Source organism: Rhodococcus sp. BP-316, from assembly GCF_019836105.1.
Lineage (GTDB): Bacteria > Actinomycetota > Actinomycetes > Mycobacteriales > Mycobacteriaceae > Rhodococcoides.
The window spans coordinates 61205-82314 of record NZ_JABUEE010000010.1; the positions used below are offsets into that span (position 1 = coordinate 61205).

Below are 21110 nucleotides of genomic sequence, written 5' to 3' on the forward strand. Positions count from 1 at the left end.
TCGGACAGGACAGGGGGTCGGCTATGTGGCTATCCAGCCGCCGTCGACGTGGATGACATCGCCGGTGATGTAGGCAGCGCCGTCGCCTGCGAGGAAGTACACGGTCGCGGCCACTTCGGAAGCGAGGCCGCCTCGCTGCATGGGGATGATCATCTTCATCAGCTCAGGATTCGTGCCGACGCCCACATTCGTGTCGGGCACCACGTCACCGAGTATTTCCTCCGACGTGGCACGGATGCCGGTCTCGACCACACCGGGCGCAACGAGGTTGGCATTGATGCCGTACCGGCCGAGATCGACTGCGAGACGACGCGTCATGCCCTCCAGCGCAGCCTTGGAGGTGACGTAGGCGAGCCCGTCGGGCAGCGCACGCGACGCAGCAATGGACCCGATGAGCACTATCGAACCGGACGACTGCGAGATCATCTGCTGTGCAACTGGTTTGACCACGTTGAACGTGCCGGTGAGATTGATGTCGATCACCCGGTCCCACAGAGCGCGACTGGTCTGTTCGATACCTGCCAAGCCGTCGAACACCCCGGCACAACCGGCGAGCACGTCGATCTGTCCGGCGGCGGCGATCGACGAGACCACACTGCCCACCGCGTCGAAATCGGTGACGTCGACGACGTGCGACTCTGCGCTCCCCTCCGGCAGTGAGGCCATCACCGACTCGAGCCGCGACTCGGATATGTCGAGCAGGTGGACGCGGTCACCGTGCGCTGTGAAAGTGTCGGCCACGGCAGCGCCGATACCACTCCCAGCGCCGGTGATCAGGACGGTGCGCGGTGTTGTCGTCATCTTGGTGATCTCTCGCTAGTGAGTGGACAGGTTCAGGAACACGGGCTGCTGGGCCGGCGCGCCGAGCACGAAGTCGGCATCGCCGCCGCCGATGATGCGACGCTCGCGAATGAACGGCAGTGGTCGGGTCGGATCCGGGCTGTCGATCTCGCGCGCCAACCGATGTCCGGAGAAGATGGCGTCGGCGATGAAGTGCGGACGCACGCAATCGCCGACTCGGTACACCGCGGAGACCTCGTTGGCCTGCCAGTCGTCACGCCGCGCCATCAGGCCGTGATACATCTCGTCGTCCGCTGCTCGGGTGCCGACGAGGACGACCGTGTCGACTCCGATCACCTCGTCGTCACGGTCCGGTGAGCTGAGCCGAACACTGTCCGGGCCGACCGCGGTCACGGTGGTCTCCACGCGTAGTCCCACCTTCAGGTGGCGGAGATCCCGCAGGGTCGGGGTGATTTCACGGGTGTATCGCTGGTACTCACCGATGTGTTCACCACGAGCGGCGAGGATAACCTCGTGCCCCCGCTGAGCCAACATCTCGGCAATGCCGGGCCCCATGAAGTAGCCGTCGGAATCGACGACCACGACCCGCTGCCCGACCGGGGCGCCGTCACGCACCACCTGCTCGGGGGTCAGCAGACGATCTCCGAGAACGGCTTCGAGCCCGAACGCCGTTCGATCGTGCGGGTTGATTCCGTCGCGGGTGTAATGCGACCCGGTGGCGGTGATGATGATTCCGGCGCCGTAGTCGAGGACGTCCTCGACCGTCATCGGGTTGCCCAGGATGACTTCCACGTTGCCCAGCTTGCGTAACTGATGTTCGCGGTACTCGATCAGCCGCCGCCACTCGTGCCGACCGGGAAGTGTGGCGACCCAGTCGATGCTTCCGCCGAGATGATCGGCCGCGTCCACCAGGTGGACGTTGCGCATGCCACGCTTGCCCAGCACGGTCGCACATTCCATGCCGGCCGGTCCTGCGCCGATGATGAGTACGTCGTTCTCGTGGTTGACGGCCCGGGAGAACTTCTCCGGGTGCCAACCACGACGGAACTCCTCACCTGTGGTGGCATTCTGGGTACACCCGATGGGCATGGTGCCGATGTCGCGTGACACGCAGTAGTTGCAGCCGATGCACTCTCGGATGTCCTCGATGCTTCCGGAGTGAATCTTGTTCGGAAGAAACGGATCCGAGATACCCGCGCGAGCGGCACCGATGAAGTCGCACTGGCCTGCGTTCACGATGTCGACCATCGTGTCCGGGCTGTTCAGACGACCGACGTTGACCACGGGTTTCGCCGTGAACGCCTTCAGCCCGCCCACCCAGGGCTTCTCGAAGTTCTCGGCGGCCGTACGCGATGACTGTGCGTCCTGTGCCCAGTCGAAACCACCGATGACGAAATCCCAGTAGTCGACGAGGTCGTCCATGTGCTCGATGAACAGCGGGGTGTCGGCGTCGGCGCGTAACCCGCGGTCACCGAGGCCGAGAGGGGCGTCGAGCGTGTCGACGCCGAGACGCAACCCGACGGCCACATCGGGTCCGACCGCGGCGCGGACTGCCGTGAGAACTTCGCGGTGGAACCGAGCGCGGTTCTGAAGTGAGCCGCCGTACTCGTCGGTCCGGGTGTTGTAGTAGGGGATCAGCAGGTGAGCCAAGATCGACGCGGCGTGTCCGCAGTGCAGGGTGATCAGATCGAACCCGGCCTTCTTCGCTCGAAGAGCGGCCGCAACGTAGATGTCACGAATCTCGGCCAGGGCCGCACCGTCTGCTTCGATGAGGCCGCCTGCGTACGGCACCGCGAGCGCGGACTCCCCCGGGGTCGCCACGATGGCGCGCGGGGTCAACCCACGCCCCTCGGTCATCGGACCGACGGCGGCGTTGTACTCGAGTTCGATCCCGGCGAGCGCGCCATGGCGCTGGATCTCGGACGCGACGTGGGCGAGGTTCCGCACGTCCCCTTCGTCCCACAGCCGCGACATCCGGTGCGGCGACTTGTCCATCTCGGGAGTGATCGTCGTCGCTTCCGTGAAGACGACGCCCCACCCTCCCTCGGCGCGCATGCTGCGGTATCCGGCGGCAGAACCCGAATGGTCCGAGCCGAAACCGATGGCGTGGGGAGTGGCCCAGAAGCGGTTCTTCGATTCCTTCGGACCGATGCGCACGGCGTCGAACAACACGGAGTACCGGCGGGAGAGCGACATGTCCGATTCCTCTTCATGAATGATGATGTGTGAACTGAGATCACGGTAAATCTGGGACCACCGTGGTGTATCTAGTGCGACTCACCGCGGACACCGGCACCAGTTGGTGATACCTACAACGTCCGGGTCGATAGCGGCCATCTCACACCACGGTGAGCTGCCGCTCGAGATCTGCACTGTCCCAATAGAAGCGCTCACTCGAGACGCCGCCGTCGCGGATCTCCTCGGCCACGCAGTAGCGCAGTCGGATGGGCCGAGGTGTCTGCTCGGTGAACGGTGCACCGACGTAGTTCGCGGTCACGTCGAGTTCTCCGATGACGCTGTCCGTGCCAGTGGCCACCATCGTCACGTCGACGACGACGTGACGCAAAGCTGCGAAGTAATCGACGAGAAATCCGCGGACGGCGTCGGTGCCGACGAATGGGTGGTCGACGTCCGCCATGTCCACCAAGACGCAGTCGTCGGTGAAGGTTGCGATGAGAGCTTCGACGTCGCAGTCGGCATAGGCGGCCATCTGGGTGCGAAAGATGGTTTCGAGGGCGTTCTCACTCACGGGTGATCCACTCCTTGATCGGTGACGGGTCGTGTCGGAGCGCCGACGTAGATCGCCCCGCGTGATCGGACGGGAGCGAGAAGCTCCTCCGAATACTTCTCGTCCTCGGTGGCCTGTCTGATCGGACGGGGCCCGGGAAGCGGAAGTTTCAGCGCTTTGTAGACCGCGGACGACATGTAATACGCCGCGGTCAAGGCGAAGACGACGGGCTCGCGGGTCTCGGCATCCCAGATCTGGACGTCGTCGAGGGTCACCGAGATCGCGTCACCGGCGCGTCGGCCGGCGGCGATCACCGGTGCCACCAGTGCGGGATCGGCGGCGAGCACCTGATCGAGCAAGCGCTCGTGGGCGCCGACCTCGCGCCCGGAAGGCAGAGTGTCGGTGCCGGGCAGAAGCACGTCGACCAGAAGGGCTAGGCCCGGGCGGGCGCTGTCGATTTCGGTCACGTCGTTGTCGGTCGTGGTCATACAGGCACCTTCTGCGCGGAAGCGGTCTCGGCCAGATGCATCGCTGCCCGAGCGGCGAATGCGGTGATGGTCGGCGTCGGATTCACCGATGACGAGGTCACGAACACGCTGCCGTCCATGACGAAGAGATTGGGCACGTCGTGTGAGCGCCCGTACTGATCGACCACAGAGTTCTTCGGGTCGTTCCCGCAGCGTGCGGTACCCAACAGGTGCCATCCGACCGACGGCAGCCAGTCGACTCGCCGTGTCTCGACGGCACCGGCCGCCTCGTGTGCCTCGCGCATGCGGGCGACATTGAAATCGATGTTTCGACGCGTGTCCTCGGAGATCTTGTACGTCAGCTTGGGCGCAGGTAGCCCGGACCCGTCCACCATCTCGGTGCTGAGCGTGACCCTGTTCGACTCGTCCGGGAGGTCCTCGATGATGGCACCCCATTCGAAGGATCGGCCCAGTACCCGCTCGACGAGACGCTGTCCTGCCGCGCCGGACCGTTCGGGGAGCAGGAGCTCGGAGTAGCGGTGCAGCACCTCCATCGGGCTGATGATCGGTTGGCACGACCACTTGGCTCCACGCGCGAAACCGCGCGACAGATCGGTCTCAGCGAACTGCATCGAAGTCAGGGAAGCGCCGAAAGGTCCGAGCCAGCTCTCGAGGTCACGTTCGTAGACCCCCATCACACCGACGAAGGGATGCATCATGAGACGGCGCCCGACGAGTCCCGACGAGTTGGCCAAGCCGTCCGGGAAAAGGGACGATGTGGACATCTGCAGGAGTCGCGGGGTCCCCACGCCATTTCCACACACGATGACCACCTGCGCGGAGGTGTGGTGCTCGGCGCCGTCGTCGTCGAGCCAGGTCGCCCCGGTCGCGAGTCCTGCCTTGTCGACGGTGATCTCCCGAACTCGGGCACCGGTGATCAGCCTGACGCCCGCGCCGAGTGCGGCCGGCCACATCGCGACGTCGAAGGATCCTTTGGCTCCCTCGGGGCAACCCGACATGCAGGTCCCCCACCGGGCGCAGGCACCCCTGTCCCCCTCGCTGTGGGTCATGATCGCGTTGGTTCCCGGCCACCAGTGCCAACCGAGCTTGTTCATACCCTCCGCGGCGGTGATGCCGGCGCGACCGATGGGGACACCGGGCTGGGGCAGATCCCACCCCGGCGGGAATGCCGTGTCGCCGTCGACCCCCGACACTCCGACCATCTCGTCGCACAGCGAGTAGTACGGCTCGAGATCCTCGTACGTCAGCGGCCAGTCGTCGGCGACGCCGTAGAGACTGTTGACACGGAAGTCCGAGGGGACGAAACGTGGCCACTCGGCACCGTAGTAGACGGTGCTACCGCCGACCCCGTTGAAGTTCAGCGGGTGAACGTCGGAGTCGACGCAGTCCACCGGGTAGTCCCAGCTCATCTTGCGTACGTTCGGGTCGGGTGACAACGGACCTGCCAACAGCACATCCCGCTCACGCTTGTCACTGGCGTAATGCGCACGGGTGAACCAGCCACCTTGCTCCAGCACCGTGACGCTGAAACCGTCCTCCGCGAGAATGCGTGCCGCGGTGGCGCCCGACGGGCCCGACCCGACGATCAGAACATCCGGAGTCTCGGTCGCTCCGCCGAACTTGCCTGACATGACACTCCCTCGGGCCGTGGTGGCGTTTGCCTACTACCCCCAAGTTAGGAGCCGAGCCCGGAGGCGGGTATCGGAATTACGACAATCGACGAGCCGATGTGTCGGTGGATCCACAGCAACCGTCAGACATGGGCAGGTGGCGAAGAGGTCAATGAGGGCCGATCCGCACGGAGACTGTCGGCGAACTCGTGGTGTTCACCCGCGATCAGGCACGCCAGGATACGGCCCGCCACCGGTCCTGTGGCCATACCGGAAGCGTGACCGATGGTGGCGTAGGCGCCGTCCACTCTGTCGACCACCGGTAGCAGGTCTGCCGTCGTGCTCTGCAGCCCCGCCCACAGAGACGTGACACCGAAGGTGCTGTACTCCGCGTACCGATCGATCGTCGTGGAAATCATCGACTGCGTCGCACGCATGCTGATGTGCGGGTTGAGCGAACCGGTGATGTCGATACTGGATCCGATGTGGAGAGAGCCGTCCGAGAACTGCGTGATGGAGTCGTCGTAATCCCAGTCGGACGGTGTCGCGTCCGGGTCGTCGCGGACCACACCGAGCGGGTTCGGCGCCGCGAAAGCCTCGCGACGGAACCCGGGCAGGTCGGTGAGCGCACCACAGGACGCCACTCCGCGTGGACCGTGCATGACCACGCTCGGTCGTTGGGCGAGCGGCTGCGTGACGATCTGGCCCATCCGGCTCGTGGTCAACGCGATGGAGACACCCTCGGCGTCCAGGCCCCGCGCCCATGCGCCCGTTGCCCACACGACGCCCGGTCCGTGAACGTCGCCACGGGTGGTCCGCACTCCGGTGATGGTGTCCCCGCGTCGGATCGTCGACAGCACCGGGGTGTTGTCGAACCGTTTCACACCCGCCTCGGTGCAGCTGGTCGCGAGTGCGCGAACGAATCGCTGAGAATCGATCTGAGCGTCCTCAGCGCAGTACACTGCCCCGATCGCGGTCGACGGGAGCAGGGGCGCGTGCGCGAGTGCGTCTGCGCGCGTGACGAATTCGACGCTGAGACCGTGGCGTCGCCTGTCAGCGACGTAGTCGGCGAGGATCTCCTGCTGCTCGTCCGTCTCGTAGAAGAACAGACCACCACGGGTGCGGTGGTCGAATCCACCCCCGATGCGGTCCGCGTACTCGGCGTAGAGGGCGGCGCCTGCCCGTGCCAGATCGAGCTCCAGGCCGCCGCGCTGTAATTGCAGCCACACGGCGCCCGGATTTCGACCCGAGCCGCCGAACGCCGCGAATCGCTGGTCCAGGACCGCGACGTCGTAGCCTCTCGCTCGCAATTCGTACGCAGTACACATTCCAGCGATGCCGGCACCGACCACGATGACGTCGGCGGTGGCGAGTGGTTCCGAGGCGACCATGACGGGTCTCCTTCCCGAGCGTGCAACGATGACCGCACACTACGTCAGTCGACCTCGCCCGAACGACAGTAGAACACCAGTGATCGGACTGCGGGTGTCGTAACTATTCCATCGGCGGCCCCGACAGATGTCGGTAGTGTGCTCGACACCCGGGAAGAAAGGCTGTCATGTCCAGCACGACGGCGGAGTGCACGCTGGGCACCGTTCTGGGCGAATTGGGTTCTGCGGCATCACTCATCGGCAACAGTGGCGCGTGGCTCGATCGCAAGGTGAGCGGTGCCGTCATCTGGCTCGCCGCCGACCCGCTGCCAGTCGACACCCAGCAACTGGTCGTCTGTCCGGAAGCCCTCATCGACGTGGCCACGGTCCGCGCTCTGCTGGACGGCGCAGAATCGCGCGCCGTGGTCGTTCGCGCCCCTACGGACCAGACGATCGCCGAGTACATCTTCGACCGCAGCCGCACCCACGCGATCGTCGTCCTCGAACAGGGCGGAACGCCCGCTGACGCCATCTCGGCCACCGAGCGTGCCGCGCAGAGTGTCGACGAGTCGGTGTCACGTCGACTGGCATCCCTTCAGCGGACACTCAGCCGTGCGCTGGCAGACCGCTCCACCATCGAGAGTCTCGCTTCTCGCCTGAAGAAGCTCTGCAATGCGACCATCGTCCTGCTCGATCGAAACGGCGACGTCCTCCATGCCACCGGGCCTGTTCCGCTGTCACTGCTGTTCGGAGAGATCTCCAAGACGCACTCGGAATCGCAGATCATCGACATCGACGGATGGCACGGCGTCGCGACACGACTGGAGGACTTCGACGAGCCCGACGAGCATCTCGGCTGGCTCGTCGCGACGTCACGGCGTCAACCCTTCCCCGATCCGTATGTGATCTCGGCAGTTCACATGGCCGCGACGCTCGTCGAGGTCGATCGCCGGATGACGACCATCTCCCGCGCCCAGGAGCGGGCCATCCGCGCCACGGTCCTCGAACAGATTCTGGCGCTGCGCCCGATCCGCGACGATCCGGAGCTTGCGGGACGACTTGCGGGCCTGGGCGTCACCTTCACCGGCGCGGCGCGGGTGGTAGTGCTGCGACCGGTCCGCTCGACCCGAAAGGCACGGTTGGCCGAAACACTCGAACAACTCGCAGCCGCCACTGCCGCGACGCTCGCCGCCGCCAGCGTTTCACACCTGATCACGGTGCGGGACAACACGGTGACCGTGCTGGCCCAGGCCGACACTCCCGAGATCGCAGCACTGCTGTCACGTCAGTCCGGTCCAGTGAAGTTTCAGTGCGGAATCGGTCGACGGATCACAGTGGTCGCAGATGCGGCAGACTCCTACCACGACGCACAGCTCGCTGTGCAGTCATTGCGCCGCAGCGGATCTCAGAAGACGACGATGAGTTACGAGGACTTCGACCTCGCCACTGCTCTCTTCTCCGACGTAGGACTCGATCAGATGGCCGCTCGCGCCGAGGTGTACTTCGCCGGCATTCGGGATCGGGAGGCGTTGATCGACGGGCTGCGCGCATACTTCGATCACGGTCAGAACATCATCGCTGCTGCGGCCGAACTCGACATCCACCACAATTCCCTGCGCTACCGACTGTCGAAGATCGAGGAAGCGCTCGGTGTCCACCTGAAGGACGCCGGCGACATCTCGTCCGTCTACCTCGCGTTGACGGCGCTGGAACTCAGCGGCAAACTCGACGCACGCACGGCACGGGTGACTCGTCGCAACTCCGGCCACGCACGCGCCGCCGACATCGCAGCCAGCGGCACCCCCACCGACTATCCCGGCACCGAAGCCGGCCCGGGCGTCGTCATGGACGACAGCTGACCTCGTACATCCCGCCGGTGCGCGCCGCTCGGCCCGTCGGCCGACCGAGCGGCTGTCCGCACACCTGCCGGGAGGGTCCCGGTCAGACGTCGATGTTCGACATGACGTGCTTGATCCGGGTGTAGTCCTCGAATCCGTACATCGACAGGTCTTTTCCGTACCCGGAGTGCTTGAATCCTCCGTGCGGCATTTCCGTGACGGTTGTCAGATGGGTGTTGATCCACACGGTCCCGAAGTCGAGGTCCCGCGATGCGCGAAGAGCCCGCCCGTGGTTCGAGGTCCACACACTTGCCGCCAGTCCGTAGTCGACCTCGTTGGACCACGTCATGGCCTCCGCCTCCGAGTCGAACGCCTGGACGGTGATCACGGGTCCGAAGACCTCCGTCTGCACTTGCTCGTCGTTCTGCCGCAGACCCGAGACGATCGTCGGCTCGACGAAGTACCCGCTGTCACCCTGCCTCGATCCCCCCAGTTCCACTCGCGCATGCGAAGGCAGCCGGTCGAGGAGGCCGGTGACATGCCGCAGCTGGTTCTCGCTGTTCAACGGCCCGAAAGTGACACCATTGTCGTGTGAGGAACCCGTTCGCACCCCTGCGGACGCCTCGACGAGAGCTGCCACGAAATCCGCGTGGATCTTCGTGGACACCAGGACTCGGGTGGCCGCAGTGCAGTCCTGGCCGGCATTGACGAAACCGCCGGCCGACACGGCCGCTGCCGCAGCAGCGATATCGGCATCGTCGAAGATCAGCACGGGCGCGTTTCCACCCAGCTCCAGATGAACCCGCTTGAGATCGGAGGCTGCCGACGTGGCCACATCGATCCCCGCCCGAACCGAACCGGTGATCGCCACCAACTCGGGCGTCCTGTGGGCAACCAACGCTCGGCCCGTGTCCCGCCCTCCGCACACGACGTTCAGCACGCCGGCGGGAAGGATGTCCTGACACAAGCGGCCGAACACGGTCGAACTGGCCGGGGTGGTATCGCCAGGCTTGAGCACGACGGTGTTGCCCGCGGCGAGGGCAGGGGCGATCTTCCACGCCATCATCATCAGCGGATAGTTCCAGGCAGCAACCTGCCCGACCACGCCGATGGGCTCACGCCGGATCCACGAGGTGTGCCCGGCCATGTACTCCCCGGCCGAACGTCCCTCCAGGATTCGCGCGGCGCCGGCGAAGAATCGGAACACGTCCGACGATGCCGGGATCTCCTCGGCGAGGGTCTGTGCGTACGGCTTGCCGGTGTCACGGACCTCGAGGTCGGTGAGTTCGGCAGCGTGCGCATCCATGGCGTCGGCGATCCGAAGCAGTGCCGTGGATCGGTCCTGCGGCGTCGTCCGTGCCCATGCGCTCTGCGCGGCCGCTGCCGCGGAGTAGGCACGGTCGATGTCGACCTCGTCCGACAGGGGTGCCTGCGCGTAGACGTCGCCCGTGCAGGGGTCGTACACGTCGTAGGTCCGACCAGATGCACTGCCGACCTCGCGGCCGCCGATCACGTTGTGGAATTCGGTCATCATGGATATCTCCTAGTCGCTGGTGATGTCGGCCAGTCGCGCGTCGGCGTAGTCGGCGGCAAAGCGTGCACTGTTGAGTGCGCCCTCCATCCAGGTACGCCACACGGAATCGTCGACATCCGTTCCCGCGAGGACGATTCGATCTTCCGGCCGGTTGAGAACGGCCAACGAGTCCAAACCTTCGTGAGCGCGGTCCACGCGATAGGTGCCGTCGAAAAGAGGATCGGCGTTCCAGTCGTGGTGGTCCACGGCGAGGACCTCGACATCCGGGTAGTACTGGCGGACCGCAGTCTGCACCGCCGCCCGATCGTTCAAGTCGATGTCGTTGTCACCGCCCTCACAGCCGAAGGCGTAGAGGATGTCGCGATCATCGTCGACCTGGTAGGCGTGCGAGATCATCTGGAATGTTCCCGTGCCCAGTGCGAAGGGTCGGCCTCCGAGATTTCGAACAAGGATGCTGGGTTTGGTGGCCCGGCTCACGTGATTGTGCGCGAGCACCCTCTGTTTCGCGGGGTCGAGTCCCGGGACTATGTCGATGTGACGCATGACGTTGGTCGGTGTCGCGAGAATGCAGACTCGCGCGTCGACATGCTGCCCGTCCACGGTGGATACCGTGATGCCATCGGAATCCTGCGCGATCCGGGCCACTGTGTGCTCCAGCCGCACCTCCAGTCGCGATCGGTCGATCATCGCGTCCAGCAGACTGACACTACCGCCGACGAAACGCTCGGACAGCGCAGTGACGAAGCCCGTCGTGGAGTGGCCGTAGGCGGCCACCTGAGCGACGATGTGCAACATCGACATCTCCGAGCACGGTGCACCGGCGTAGCAGGAGATCATCCCGTACAGCAGTTCGCGGGTCAGATCCGGCAGTTCCAATCCGGCGAAGAACTCGTCGGGAGTGACGTCGATGTCCCTGATCGGTTGTTCACTGAGCGGTCGGTTGGTCGCCACCCGATGAGAGGCATCTCGCAAGAACGCCAGGGCACGTTCGAGATCGGCCAGCTCGTCCGCAGGCACAGGCATGAACCGTCGGCGGCCGCCGGTATAGAAGGATGCTCCGGTGACGGAAGGATCCTCCTTCACCGTGATCGCATATCGCTGCGTCTCCCGCCTCATGTGCGGTTGCAGCGATCGGTTGATCCAACTTCCCCCGAAGTCGACGGTGAGATCGAGTCCGGCGAAGGGGCGGTTGTACGTCCTCCCGCCTATCCGGTCCCCCGCCTCGAGCACCACCACGGAACGACCGCGGTCGGTGAGATCGCGGGCGGCGGTGATACCCGCGATACCGGCACCGATGACGACGGCGTCGTAGCGTTCGTTCGACATGAGTTCTCCTGAGGTCTCGATGCTGGTCAGAATGTAATGAGAGGTTTGATCACTCCGCGACGAGCTCGGAGGTCGGCCACGGCCTGGTCGACCTCGTCGAACCGGTAGCGGTGAGTGATCATGGGCGCCGGATCGAGGCGACCCGTCGACACGAGCCGCAGCACACGACCCAGTCGTTCGTTACCGGTTCTCGCAAAATTCGACAGCACGGTCTTGTCACCGACACCCCATCCCCAGTGAGCCAACGGAATCGACAGCTCGGCGTCGGGTGGACCGTTGTACGAGCTGAGCACCGAGATGACGCCGCCCAAGCGAGTCACCTCGACAGCCCGCGGAAAGGACTCACGAACGCCACTCGCCTCGACGGCGACGTCGACGCCGTGACCCTCCGTGAGCCGGTCGATCTCGGCGACGACGTCGTGCTCGGCAAGGTTGAGGCACACGTCCGCGCCCATCGCTCGAGAGACGTCTTCACCGCCGGCACGGGCCTTGACGGTGACGACCAGCCCTGCCCCCGACACCCGACCGCCGGCCGTGGCGCCGAGCCCGACGTGGCCTTGACCGAACACGGCGACCACGCCCCCGAGCGGCAGGGCGGCCTGCTCGTACGCGGACGTACCGGTACACAAGGAATCAGCCGCGCACACCGCAGCCCAGTCCTCCACTCCATCCGGAATCGGAGCGAGGTTTCGACGCGCGTCGGGCACGGTGAAGAACTCTGCGAGGCTACCGTCGCGGCTCACTCCGGAGCTGTACGCACCCCACTCGCGTCCACCGCAATGTCCGTCGTAGCCCCGCTGACAGTTCCGGCAGCGTCCACAGCTGGTTCCGGAGGACACCGCTACCCGGTCACCGATTTCGAAACCGTCGACGTCATGTCCCAGTGCGTGCACAGTGCCGACCGCCTCGTGTCCCAACACTCTTCCGTCGGGGACATCGATGTCCCCGACGAGTGCTGCGATATCGGCGGAACACATCGACGCTGCGGTCGTCCTCACAATGGCGTCGGTCGGACCCGGTACAGGTACGGGTCGTGTCTCGAGGATCGCCGAGGCCCCCCGCCTCACCAGTGCACGCATAGTCATCGGGTCATGGCCTCCGCTTGAACATCACGAGCCATTGACCTTCCTGGACCACCTCGTCGCGCTGGTTCACAACTTCGACCTCGAACGAGATGATTCCGCGGTCGGGCTTGGACGACGACGGCCTGACCTCACCGACCGACTGCTCGACGCGGATGGTGTCACCGATCTTGACGGCGCCCTTGAGTGACCAATTCATGCCGAGGAATGCAATGGCGGTGCCCTCTTTGATACCGAGGCGCGATTCCAGTCCTGTCGCGATGGCGAACACGCCGGGACCGTGGAAGATTCTGCCGCCGAACTGCGTCTGTGAGGCGAACTCCTCGTCCGTGTGCAACGGGTTGTAATCACCGGAGATCCCGGCGAAGTTGACCAGGTCGGCCTCGCCGATGGTGCGTGCGGGCGAGGTCCAGCTCTGTCCGACCTCGAAGTCATCGAGGAACATTCCACCGCCGATGCTGGAATCGGCCGAACGAGTTGCTACGTGCTGTGACATTGAAGCTCCTGACTGTTGTATTCGAGGTCGAGTCTGTCAGCGCAGTTACCGCGAGCAGTACTGTGAGCACGCCGGTGATCAGCCGTGTCTGTAGGAAATTCTCCTACGAGTTCGGCGTCACGACCGTGCGGACGGTGCCGCCAGGAGTTCAGCGACGGCGCGGCGGTCCACCTTGCCGCTCGTGGTGTTCTGCGGGAGCGCGTCGAGCACGACGTACTCGGTGGGTACCTTGAACGACGCGAGCTGCTCGGCGGCAAACGCGCCCAGGGCATCCGCGTCGAGGGCGGCGTCGTCTGCGAGGACGACGGCTGCGACGACCTTCTGGCCGTAGATCTCGTCGGGAAGGCCCACCACGGCGACCGCACGAACACTGGCATGGCAGTGCAACACTCGCTCCACCTCGGCGGGTGAGATGTTGCTCCCTCCGCGAATGATCATGTCCGACAGACGACCTACGACATGGACGTATCCGCGCTCGTCGACACGCACGAGGTCACGCATGCGGTACCAGCCGTCGACCATGGCCTCGGCCGTGGTCGTCGGGTCGTCCCAGTAACCCAGCATCAATCCGGGCCCTCTTCCCTGGGCCTCTCCCACCATCCCGCGTTCGACCTCTCGGCCTCGGTCGTCGACGACTCGGAACTCGTTGGTCGGCACGACAGTTCCCGCGGCACCGCGCACAGGGGTGGGATCGACCGTGGGATCATACGTGACCAGCGGGAAACACTCAGTGGCGCAGTAGTTGTCGAGCACGGAAACCGCCGTGTGAGACGCCCAACGATCGAAGGCTGCATCGTTCCGCGCCTCACCGCCGGATACGCAGAGTCGCAGGCTGCTCACGTCGGGCTTGTCGACAGTGGTGTCGAGGTGCCGAACAAGTTTGGTGAACATGGTGGTCACGCCACCGAGGAAGGTCCCGCGGTGATCGGCGATGGCATCGAGAATCATCTGCGGTCGAGAGCGCCGTAGCGCGATGACGGTGCCGCCGGCGTACAACGTCGCCATGGAGGTCGACGCGAGACCGAAGAGCCACGCCATGGGCAACGCGACGACGGTCCGATCCTCTCGGCCGAGATGCCACACGGACGTGAAGGTTTCGGCTCCGTTGAGCAGCGCAACGTCCGAGACCATGATGGCCTTGGGTCGATTGGTGGTGCCCGAGCTGTAGGTGATCAGACGCAACCGCGCACGGACATGGTCGGGGCTGGGCGCCGTGTCCGCGCGGACCGAGTTCACGGTGAAGTCCTCGCCGTCGATCATGGCGGTCGGACGATGGTCGGTGAGTGCAGCGGCCACGGCGGGCGCGGAGGCCCGGTCCACCAGCACCAACGCTGGGTCGGCGCCGGCGATGCTGTACGAGAGGTCGTCCTTCGCGCTGGACGGGTAGATGGTGACCAGAGCCCCGCCTGCCTTCCACACCGCGAGTGCGGTGATGAGGAAGCGGGCGGAGTTCTCCGCCACGAGAGCCACCCGCTGTCGCGGAACCATTCCGGCGCGGACGAGGATATCGGCACGCCTGCCGACCTCGGTCATCATGTCGCGATACCCGACAGTGCCGCCCTCATCGATGAGGGCGGGGTGGTCGGGCATCTCGGCGGCGCTGTTCTCGAGTACCGCGAGGTAGTACGCCATACGGTCGTCCATCAGTTCTCTCACTTCTCGTCTACGTGCGTGACCGGCCAGCTCAGGGCGGTGATGACACCGTCTCCGAGGGTGCAGCTAATCATTCGGAGTCTCCTGAGATGGACGGTGCGATGTGGCTACTGCGCAGCGCGTCTGCGACATCGGCCGGAAGTGGGCGGGCGGTGGCGGCGACGGGGTCGACAGCGACGTACGTCAGCTCCATCTCCGCGATCGCCGTGTTCTCACGCGTCACCCGTGTGAGCATTCGGAAACTCGACCGTCCCACATGGGTGCAGGCCACATCGACGGCGAGGACGTCCTCGAAGCGCGCCGGCGAGGTGAACTCGACCGCGGCTCTGACCACCGAGGGGTCCACTCCCGCAGCGAGGAGCCGTGGGTACGGCCACCCGGCCGCACGCACGAACTCGGTCAGACCCACGTCCGCGATCTCCAGGAACCTGCTGTTGAAGAGGAACCCTTGGGCGTCGGTCTCGTGGTAACGCACCCGGTGGTGCAGTACCACCGGCATCAGTAGTCGACTTCGGAGCGCAGGGAGGCGAACACCTCGGTACGGCGCAGGGACAGGCCGGGTGCTTCGGGGTTGGCTCGAGACTTCTCGACGAGAGCGTGGTCGAGGTCGGCGAACACGAGGTTCTCACGTTGATCCTCCGCAATCGCGAGGAGACCGTCGTTGATGCCGAACGTCCGATCCACCGGGGTCGACACCAGTGCGTTGCCTACGGCGTAGAGGGTTGCGTCGACAGGAAACCCACTGTTGCCGACGAGCGCCGACATGACCACGAAGAGCTGGTTCTCGATGGCGCGTGCCTGGCATCCGACGCGCACACGGTGCACGCCGCGGCGGTTCCAGGTGAGGGATGGGCAGATGATGAGGTCGACGCCGCGTGCCACCAGGTAACGGGACAGCTCGGGGAACTGGATGTCGGCGCAGATGAGTACCCCGGCGGTGAACGGCCCGATCGTGGTCACCAGCACCTGATCGCCGCCCTGCGCACCCATCGAGTGCTCGTTGGGTGTCAGGTGGATCTTGTCCTGGAACTCCACTCGCCCGTCGGGGTGAGCGATGACCGCGGTGTTGCGCAGCGAGCCGTCCTCGGCGATGCGGTTGTGACTACCCCCCACGACGACGACATCGTGTTCCACAGCAAGGGCGCTGACACCGCGGACTATGTCGTGGAACAGAGGCGCGAGAATGTCGCGGTAATCCGAGATGATGGTGGCCGCCGTCACCTCGTGGTCGGCGATCGAACCGAGCAGCCCGGTGCTGGCGAACTCGGGAAGAACCACCAGTTCGGCCTCGGCCTCGGCAGCGCGGCGCACCATATCGCCCATGTGCTCGAGGAGTGAGTCGACACTGCTCTCCGAGCGCAGCTCGAATGTGGAGGTCGCGATCCTGAGGGTGGTCATTGCGTCAGCTCTCCTTGTGTTCCTGCGGCCAGCCGGCCGCTGCCAAGTCGGTCCGGAGATCACGCCGCGACACCTCGTAGTCGACGGTGTCGCGGGGAATCGATCGCTGCACCTTCCGCGAAGTCATTTCTTCCGAGATGTGGGCCACGATGCCGGGCAGCGTTCCGATGATCGCCAGGGCAGTGGACTCCTCCGGGGTGAAGCCGAGTGCCACTGTGATCGCGGCCATCACTGCGACGTCGTTCATGGGGAAATGCTCACGACCGGGAGTCTTGATGAAGGCGCGGTGCACGGCCTCGTACAACTCGACCGGCTCACCCCACAACCCCGCCTCGACGGCGATGTCCTTCAATATCTGCGCACGCGGGTCGACGTTCCTGAACACCGGGTGGCCGAAGCCGGGGATGCGACGCTTGTTCGTGCGGGCGTCCGCGACCACGTCGTCGGCGAAGGCGTCCATGTCGGTGGCGCCCGACTCGACGAAACTCCGATGGGTCTCAGCGATGAAGCGGGCGGTGTTCTCGGTGGCCAGCCCGTAGTCCCCGGCACTCAATGTCGCAGCGGCCATGCCGGCCTGCATGTTCGGGTTGCACGACACGACGTAGCGTGCTGCCGCGGTACCGGACTTCTCCAGGCCGTAGTCGAGGACACCGGTCATCACCGCATCGAGGACACGGGTCTCCTGGGGAGACGGCAACCGCCCCTTGATCATGAGGTAGATGGACGCAGTGAAGGACAGACCGATCAGATCGTCGAGCTTGTAGCCGCGGACGTACACCGTTTCCGGCGTGATCTCGCTGATCTCGGTGTGCCAGTACTTCGAGGTTTCCGTGCTCTCACTCATACGCTGCTTCCGGTCGAATGTGGATGGGTGACGTCGCTGAGGCCGACGTTAGGCCGTTCGAACGCGATAAGCCGCTGGCGTACCAACCAAGGGAACGCGAATCCATTGGAAGCCTCACGATGGGTGAGCGAGATCGCCCACCCATCGCGTCGAGTCCATGTCGTGGTTCCAGGTGACTACAGGATGGGGTTCTTCGGAAACCCCTCCACCAAGGCGAGGCGCTCGTCTGCATAACCACTGACCGATACGGATTTCTCACCCGCGAACACCATGGTGCTACGAGTTCGGTCGTCCCATCGGGGCCAATCGAGAGCGGGAGACGACGGATTGCCGTCACGCGCGAAACGTGCCCATGCCGCCATCATCTCTCGTGACAGTCGAGCTTGATGGTTCTGCGGATCGGCCGCTGCACGCGCGGCGTCACTGTCGAGACCGTCCCACGCTGACTCATACGACAAGATTCCGAAAACCAACGGGATCTCACCGGCGTGCACCGCCCATTGACCGCCGAAACACGGTGTTTCCCAGGTGCACTCGTACAAGAACACATCCCCTGCGTTCTGGGCGGCTTTGAGGTCTGCTTGCTGCCGTGCGTCCCGGAAGAACGCTGGATCCGATGTCATGGCGGCCAACAGATGGTGTCGGTCGGCCGTCGGCTGTAGCGCCCGGTGCCCTTCCAGGAACCCTCGGTACTGCTCCGGGGAGAGTGCAGGCGAGAAGCTCGCTGCCCGAAATCGCTGCTCCAGCTGAGCGTCGTCCGCGATCGGATCGGCAAAATCGGGTTGGAAGAGCACGATCTCGTGGGTGTTGTTGCCGATCATCATCGCGACACCAGCGCTTTCTGCGGGCGCACCGCCCTCCCACGTCTGGTGCGGCATGAAGTCACCGTCGAGTACAGGTCCATACGGGGCCCCGAGGTCACCCGATACCGCCTTCAGCTCTGCGACCCCGATCTGCTGCAATCTGTTCACGTCGAAGGTGCCGTCACCCAGCTTCGCCAGCGTGGCGCGCGCCGCTTCCGTCGCTTGCTCCCTGGTCTGAATCTCGAGCGCCGAACCGGACTGCACGATCGCCCGATGGAACAATCCGCGTGCGGACGGCGTAGCGAGCAGAGAGCTGACCTTGCCGCCGCCACCCGATTCGCCGAACACCGTCACGTTCGACGGGTCACCCCCGAACGCCGCGACATTGTCGCGGACCCAGCCCAGCGCAGCGACCAAGTCGCGCTGCCCGAGGTTGCCGTCGCCGGCCAGTTCCGGGACCAGATCGCCGAGCCACATGTAGCCGAATGTGTTGAGCCGGTGGTTGACCCCGACCACCACGACATCCTCCGTGCGCGCCAGGTTGGCGCCGTCGTACAGAGGAGCGCCGGCGGAACCGACCTGATATCCGCCACCGTGTATCCAGAACATGACGGGCTTGCCCGCGCTGCCCGACTCCGGAGCCCAGACATTGAGAACCAAGCAATCTTCGGACTCTGGTTGCGGATCCAGCCAGGGCGAAAGGTCGGCGTTGGTCTGGACTGACGGGTGACCCAAGGTACGGGCATCTCGTTCTCCCGACCATGGGACCACCGCACGAGGAGCCCTGAACCGCAGGTTGCCGACAGGAGGCGCTGCGTACGGAATCCCCTTGTAGACGTTCAATCCGTCAGAATTGATGCCGCGCAACGACCCGGCAGCAAGTCGAACGATCGGGTCCTCGCCGGTCGCGGCCGACTGCGTACCTGTACCGGCCGCGGCACCCTGCTCGGACCCCGTGGAACAACCGGTGACGACCAGCATGCTTGTTGCTGCAATCTTGAGAAAGCTTCGGCGCGAACTTCGCGGACTACTGCTCATCTTCAACCCTTCGATCGTGGAACTACGAACAGATATCGGCGCATGGAGTCGACTCCGTCGTGGAGCCTGCTCCACACCGAGAGAACGCTGAGTCCTCTCCTCCATGGCCTTCTCCGCGTGCACACAGCACTCGTTCCGCGGCCGCTGTCAGCGATCCATTCGTCCCGAACCTGCGCACTCGTCCTGCGCCGAGCATCGGTGCAGTTGCCTACGGAGTGATCCGAGCCGTCGTCGTACTCGCGAGCCCGGACCACCCGCGGACACGCTACGAGTCCTGAGTCACAGCGCGTACTGGAAGTAGGCCAAACAGAACAATGATTGTTGGCCTCCGACCAGGAAGTCTTCCGCGAGACAGCAGATAAGAGGCCCGTGATGTCAGGGAAGCGGCGGGATTCTGCGAACCGCCGGCTCATGTGTCACTCACCTGCTCCTACGGTTCACCCGGGGCAATGGTTCGGCGAGCACGTACGCAGCCTCGTCTCGCCCGTACGATTTCCTTCCACGCCGCCCATGCTCGGGACGAGACCGAGCACCGGAAACTCCTCCCCGCCCAACCGCGCCACCACCGCGTCCGGCTCCGCCACCGCATGCAGTGTCGCCGCGACCTCGACCAGAACGTCGTCGCCGATCGCATGACCGAATTCGTCGTTGACGGACTTGATGTGATCGATGTCGACAAGGCACGCCTGCAGCGAAACACCGGAGGAGCAGGCCTGATCGAGCATCACCGCCACCCGTGCGGTCAGACCTCGACGACTGAGCAGGCCCGTCAGCGGGTCGGTGTCGGCACGATCGACCAGGCGTGCCGTCATCACCGTGACGGACGAGCGCAGGGATGCCAACAGAATCGTCGGCACCAGCACGGTGGTGATCGTCGCCCACGCCGCGACGAGTCGGCCCCCCCACCGTGACGGCGGTGAACACGCGGACCGCCGCCAGCGCCCACACCCCGTTCGAGCGCACGAGCGACGGCACCAGGCGCCGTTGCGAGAACGTGCCGTGCCGGTGCCCGTCGTTCTTGCGCGCAGGAGGTTGTCATGTCATATACCCGACCTCGGACCCGAAACGCTCCGGGCAGAATCGCGCAGATCAGTATGGCCGAAATTCTCTGGGACACAGCGCCCATAGCCTTCGAGATGATCCACTCCCACGCGGCGCTCAGCTCGATCGCCATCAGCGCGCAGCGTCTCGCCATTGCCTCGCTCGTGCTCGTCGTGGCCACCGCGTCCCTGGGGTTGGTTCGCTCGGTAGGAGAGCCAGTACTCGCTCATCCGGCCCGAATCGCGATGCTAGGCGCAGGAATTGCCGGGTACCAGACGTTGTGGTTCGCCTCGATCACCCATGTCGGTTCCAGCACCGCCACGGTTCTGAGCCTGGGGTCGGCAACGGTACTCGTGCCAGCGTGGGAGAGCTGGCGCGCACGCGCACGCGCACGCGCACGTCCGTCGACCGGGCTGAGATCGTCGTCATCGCGGCGGTGATCGGTCTCGTTCTGGTCAGCTCGTCCGCAGAACACGGCGACGCGGGTTCCGGTGATCGGGCGCTCGGGTTGGGGATGGCCACGTGCTCGGGCGTTCTGTGAGCGGTGACGACAGTGCTGAGCATGCGTACGGCGGGACGAGTGAGGCCTCTTGCCCTCACGACGGCCTCCACAGCGATCGGCGCCGCGTTCCTGTTCCCGATCGCAGCGTCGACAGGTTCCGTCGTGACCTCCGACACCACGTCGTTTCTCGCCCTTGCCTACCTCGGTGTCGTCACCATGACACCGGGGTATCTATTGCTCTACTCCGGTCTGCGTACCGCACCGGCGAGCGCGGCGGTCGTCGCCACACTCATCGAACCCGCCACGGCCACCGAGTTGGCGTTCCTCGTTCTCGGAGATCGACTCACCGTGCCTGCGATGATCGATGTGATCCTCATCCTCGTCTCGATCGGGGTGCTCCACCTCGTCAGCGGCTCCAGGGCCGGGCCCGCCCGTGGAGACGAAGGCACACTGGGGCCCGTCATGTTTCAGAGGATTCACAAACCGGCAGCCCATGAGCCGGACATGCTCCACTGGCTTGCTCCCCGCGACCCTCACTAGCTTTCCTCGAAGCGATCC

The 21110-nt window shown here is 65.0% G+C and carries 19 protein-coding genes; 3 read left to right on the forward strand and 16 right to left on the reverse strand.

Features of this window, described 5'->3' with window-relative positions; translation table 11 throughout:
* Nucleotides 1-21: 21 nt before the first annotated feature.
* From HQ312_RS18875 to HQ312_RS18900, 6 genes are all read right to left on the reverse strand, one after another.
* On the reverse strand, nucleotides 22-801 hold the full coding sequence (locus tag HQ312_RS18875) for an SDR family NAD(P)-dependent oxidoreductase (protein WP_222640582.1): 780 nt from the start codon (nucleotides 799-801) through the stop codon (nucleotides 22-24).
* Nucleotides 802-816: 15 nt separating this feature from the next.
* Nucleotides 817-2997: an FAD-dependent oxidoreductase gene (locus HQ312_RS18880; protein WP_222640583.1), complete on the reverse strand. Its 2181-nt coding sequence runs from the start codon at nucleotides 2995-2997 to the stop codon at nucleotides 817-819.
* A gap of 142 nt (nucleotides 2998-3139) precedes the next feature.
* The gene (locus HQ312_RS18885; protein ID WP_222626699.1) at nucleotides 3140-3550 is read right to left on the reverse strand and encodes a nuclear transport factor 2 family protein; all 411 of its coding nucleotides are present in this window, start codon (nucleotides 3548-3550) and stop codon (nucleotides 3140-3142) included.
* Nucleotides 3547-4017, reverse strand: a complete 471-nt coding sequence (locus HQ312_RS18890; RefSeq protein ID WP_222640585.1) for a hypothetical protein — start codon at nucleotides 4015-4017, stop codon at nucleotides 3547-3549. Before HQ312_RS18890 ends, HQ312_RS18885 begins: the two co-directional genes overlap by 4 nt.
* On the reverse strand, nucleotides 4014-5648 hold the full coding sequence (locus tag HQ312_RS18895) for a GMC family oxidoreductase (protein ID WP_222640587.1): 1635 nt from the start codon (nucleotides 5646-5648) through the stop codon (nucleotides 4014-4016). Before HQ312_RS18895 ends, HQ312_RS18890 begins: the two co-directional genes overlap by 4 nt.
* Nucleotides 5649-5770: 122 nt before the next feature.
* Nucleotides 5771-7018: an FAD-binding oxidoreductase gene (locus HQ312_RS18900; protein ID WP_222626696.1), complete on the reverse strand. Its 1248-nt coding sequence runs from the start codon at nucleotides 7016-7018 to the stop codon at nucleotides 5771-5773.
* Nucleotides 7019-7185: 167 nt separating this feature from the next.
* Here HQ312_RS18900 and HQ312_RS18905 point away from each other — a divergent pair, with 167 nt between their 5' ends.
* Nucleotides 7186-8856 (forward strand): CdaR family transcriptional regulator, encoded by a 1671-nt coding sequence (locus HQ312_RS18905; RefSeq protein ID WP_222640589.1) that lies wholly within the window; start codon nucleotides 7186-7188, stop codon nucleotides 8854-8856.
* Nucleotides 8857-8938: 82 nt separating this feature from the next.
* Here the strand turns inward: HQ312_RS18905 and HQ312_RS18910 are convergent, their stop codons facing one another.
* From HQ312_RS18910 to HQ312_RS18955, 10 genes are all read right to left on the reverse strand, one after another.
* Entirely contained in the window at nucleotides 8939-10366 is a 1428-nt protein-coding gene (locus HQ312_RS18910) for an aminobutyraldehyde dehydrogenase (RefSeq protein ID WP_222640820.1), read from the reverse strand.
* A 12-nt stretch (nucleotides 10367-10378) separates the two neighbouring features.
* Nucleotides 10379-11695 carry an NAD(P)/FAD-dependent oxidoreductase gene (locus tag HQ312_RS18915; RefSeq protein WP_222626694.1) on the reverse strand — a complete coding sequence of 439 codons (1317 nt, stop codon included), beginning with the start codon at nucleotides 11693-11695 and terminating at the stop codon, nucleotides 10379-10381.
* A 26-nt stretch (nucleotides 11696-11721) separates the two neighbouring features.
* A complete protein-coding gene (locus HQ312_RS18920; protein WP_308117881.1) occupies nucleotides 11722-12780 on the reverse strand; it encodes an alcohol dehydrogenase catalytic domain-containing protein in 1059 nt (352 codons plus the stop codon).
* Nucleotides 12781-12784: 4 nt separating this feature from the next.
* Nucleotides 12785-13273 (reverse strand): MaoC/PaaZ C-terminal domain-containing protein, encoded by a 489-nt coding sequence (locus HQ312_RS18925; RefSeq protein ID WP_222640591.1) that lies wholly within the window; start codon nucleotides 13271-13273, stop codon nucleotides 12785-12787.
* Nucleotides 13274-13390: 117 nt separating this feature from the next.
* Complete coding sequence (locus HQ312_RS18930) at nucleotides 13391-14917, reverse strand: class I adenylate-forming enzyme family protein (protein WP_222640600.1); 1527 nt, start codon at nucleotides 14915-14917, stop codon at nucleotides 13391-13393.
* Nucleotides 14918-14996: 79 nt separating this feature from the next.
* Entirely contained in the window at nucleotides 14997-15425 is a 429-nt protein-coding gene (locus HQ312_RS18935) for a thioesterase family protein (RefSeq protein WP_222626690.1), read from the reverse strand.
* On the reverse strand, nucleotides 15425-16324 hold the full coding sequence (locus tag HQ312_RS18940) for a nitrilase-related carbon-nitrogen hydrolase (protein ID WP_222626689.1): 900 nt from the start codon (nucleotides 16322-16324) through the stop codon (nucleotides 15425-15427). Before HQ312_RS18940 ends, HQ312_RS18935 begins: the two co-directional genes overlap by 1 nt.
* 4 nt (nucleotides 16325-16328) lie before the next feature.
* Nucleotides 16329-17168 carry a citryl-CoA lyase gene (locus HQ312_RS18945; RefSeq protein ID WP_222626688.1) on the reverse strand — a complete coding sequence of 280 codons (840 nt, stop codon included), beginning with the start codon at nucleotides 17166-17168 and terminating at the stop codon, nucleotides 16329-16331.
* A 176-nt stretch (nucleotides 17169-17344) separates the two neighbouring features.
* Nucleotides 17345-18952 carry a carboxylesterase/lipase family protein gene (locus HQ312_RS18950; RefSeq protein ID WP_222626687.1) on the reverse strand — a complete coding sequence of 536 codons (1608 nt, stop codon included), beginning with the start codon at nucleotides 18950-18952 and terminating at the stop codon, nucleotides 17345-17347.
* Between the two features lie 494 nt (nucleotides 18953-19446).
* Nucleotides 19447-19872: a GGDEF domain-containing protein gene (locus HQ312_RS18955; protein WP_222640602.1), complete on the reverse strand. Its 426-nt coding sequence runs from the start codon at nucleotides 19870-19872 to the stop codon at nucleotides 19447-19449.
* 539 nt (nucleotides 19873-20411) lie between these two features.
* Between HQ312_RS18955 and HQ312_RS18960 the strand changes: the two genes are divergently transcribed.
* Complete coding sequence (locus HQ312_RS18960; protein ID WP_222640603.1) at nucleotides 20412-20591, forward strand: hypothetical protein; 180 nt, start codon at nucleotides 20412-20414, stop codon at nucleotides 20589-20591.
* A gap of 12 nt (nucleotides 20592-20603) precedes the next feature.
* Entirely contained in the window at nucleotides 20604-21092 is a 489-nt protein-coding gene (locus HQ312_RS18965; protein ID WP_308123938.1) for a DMT family transporter, read from the forward strand.
* Nucleotides 21093-21110 lie beyond the last annotated feature (18 nt).

Coding starts and splice junctions, on each gene's coding strand:
- HQ312_RS18875 (WP_222640582.1), bottom strand. CDS start 801: ATGACGACAACACCGCGCACCGTCCTGATCACCGGCGCTGGGAGTGGT.
- HQ312_RS18880 (WP_222640583.1), bottom strand. CDS start 2,997: ATGTCGCTCTCCCGCCGGTACTCCGTGTTGTTCGACGCCGTGCGCATC.
- HQ312_RS18890 (WP_222640585.1), bottom strand. CDS start 4,017: ATGACCACGACCGACAACGACGTGACCGAAATCGACAGCGCCCGCCCG.
- HQ312_RS18895 (WP_222640587.1), bottom strand. CDS start 5,648: ATGTCAGGCAAGTTCGGCGGAGCGACCGAGACTCCGGATGTTCTGATC.
- HQ312_RS18900 (WP_222626696.1), bottom strand. CDS start 7,018: ATGGTCGCCTCGGAACCACTCGCCACCGCCGACGTCATCGTGGTCGGT.
- HQ312_RS18905 (WP_222640589.1), top strand. CDS start 7,186: ATGTCCAGCACGACGGCGGAGTGCACGCTGGGCACCGTTCTGGGCGAA.
- HQ312_RS18910 (WP_222640820.1), bottom strand. CDS start 10,366: ATGACCGAATTCCACAACGTGATCGGCGGCCGCGAGGTCGGCAGTGCA.
- HQ312_RS18915 (WP_222626694.1), bottom strand. CDS start 11,695: ATGTCGAACGAACGCTACGACGCCGTCGTCATCGGTGCCGGTATCGCG.
- HQ312_RS18920 (WP_308117881.1), bottom strand. CDS start 12,780: ATGACTATGCGTGCACTGGTGAGGCGGGGGGCCTCGGCGATCCTCGAG.
- HQ312_RS18925 (WP_222640591.1), bottom strand. CDS start 13,273: ATGTCACAGCACGTAGCAACTCGTTCGGCCGATTCCAGCATCGGCGGT.
- HQ312_RS18930 (WP_222640600.1), bottom strand. CDS start 14,917: ATGGACGACCGTATGGCGTACTACCTCGCGGTACTCGAGAACAGCGCC.
- HQ312_RS18935 (WP_222626690.1), bottom strand. CDS start 15,425: ATGCCGGTGGTACTGCACCACCGGGTGCGTTACCACGAGACCGACGCC.
- HQ312_RS18940 (WP_222626689.1), bottom strand. CDS start 16,324: ATGACCACCCTCAGGATCGCGACCTCCACATTCGAGCTGCGCTCGGAG.
- HQ312_RS18945 (WP_222626688.1), bottom strand. CDS start 17,168: ATGAGTGAGAGCACGGAAACCTCGAAGTACTGGCACACCGAGATCAGC.
- HQ312_RS18950 (WP_222626687.1), bottom strand. CDS start 18,952: ATGCTGGTCGTCACCGGTTGTTCCACGGGGTCCGAGCAGGGTGCCGCG.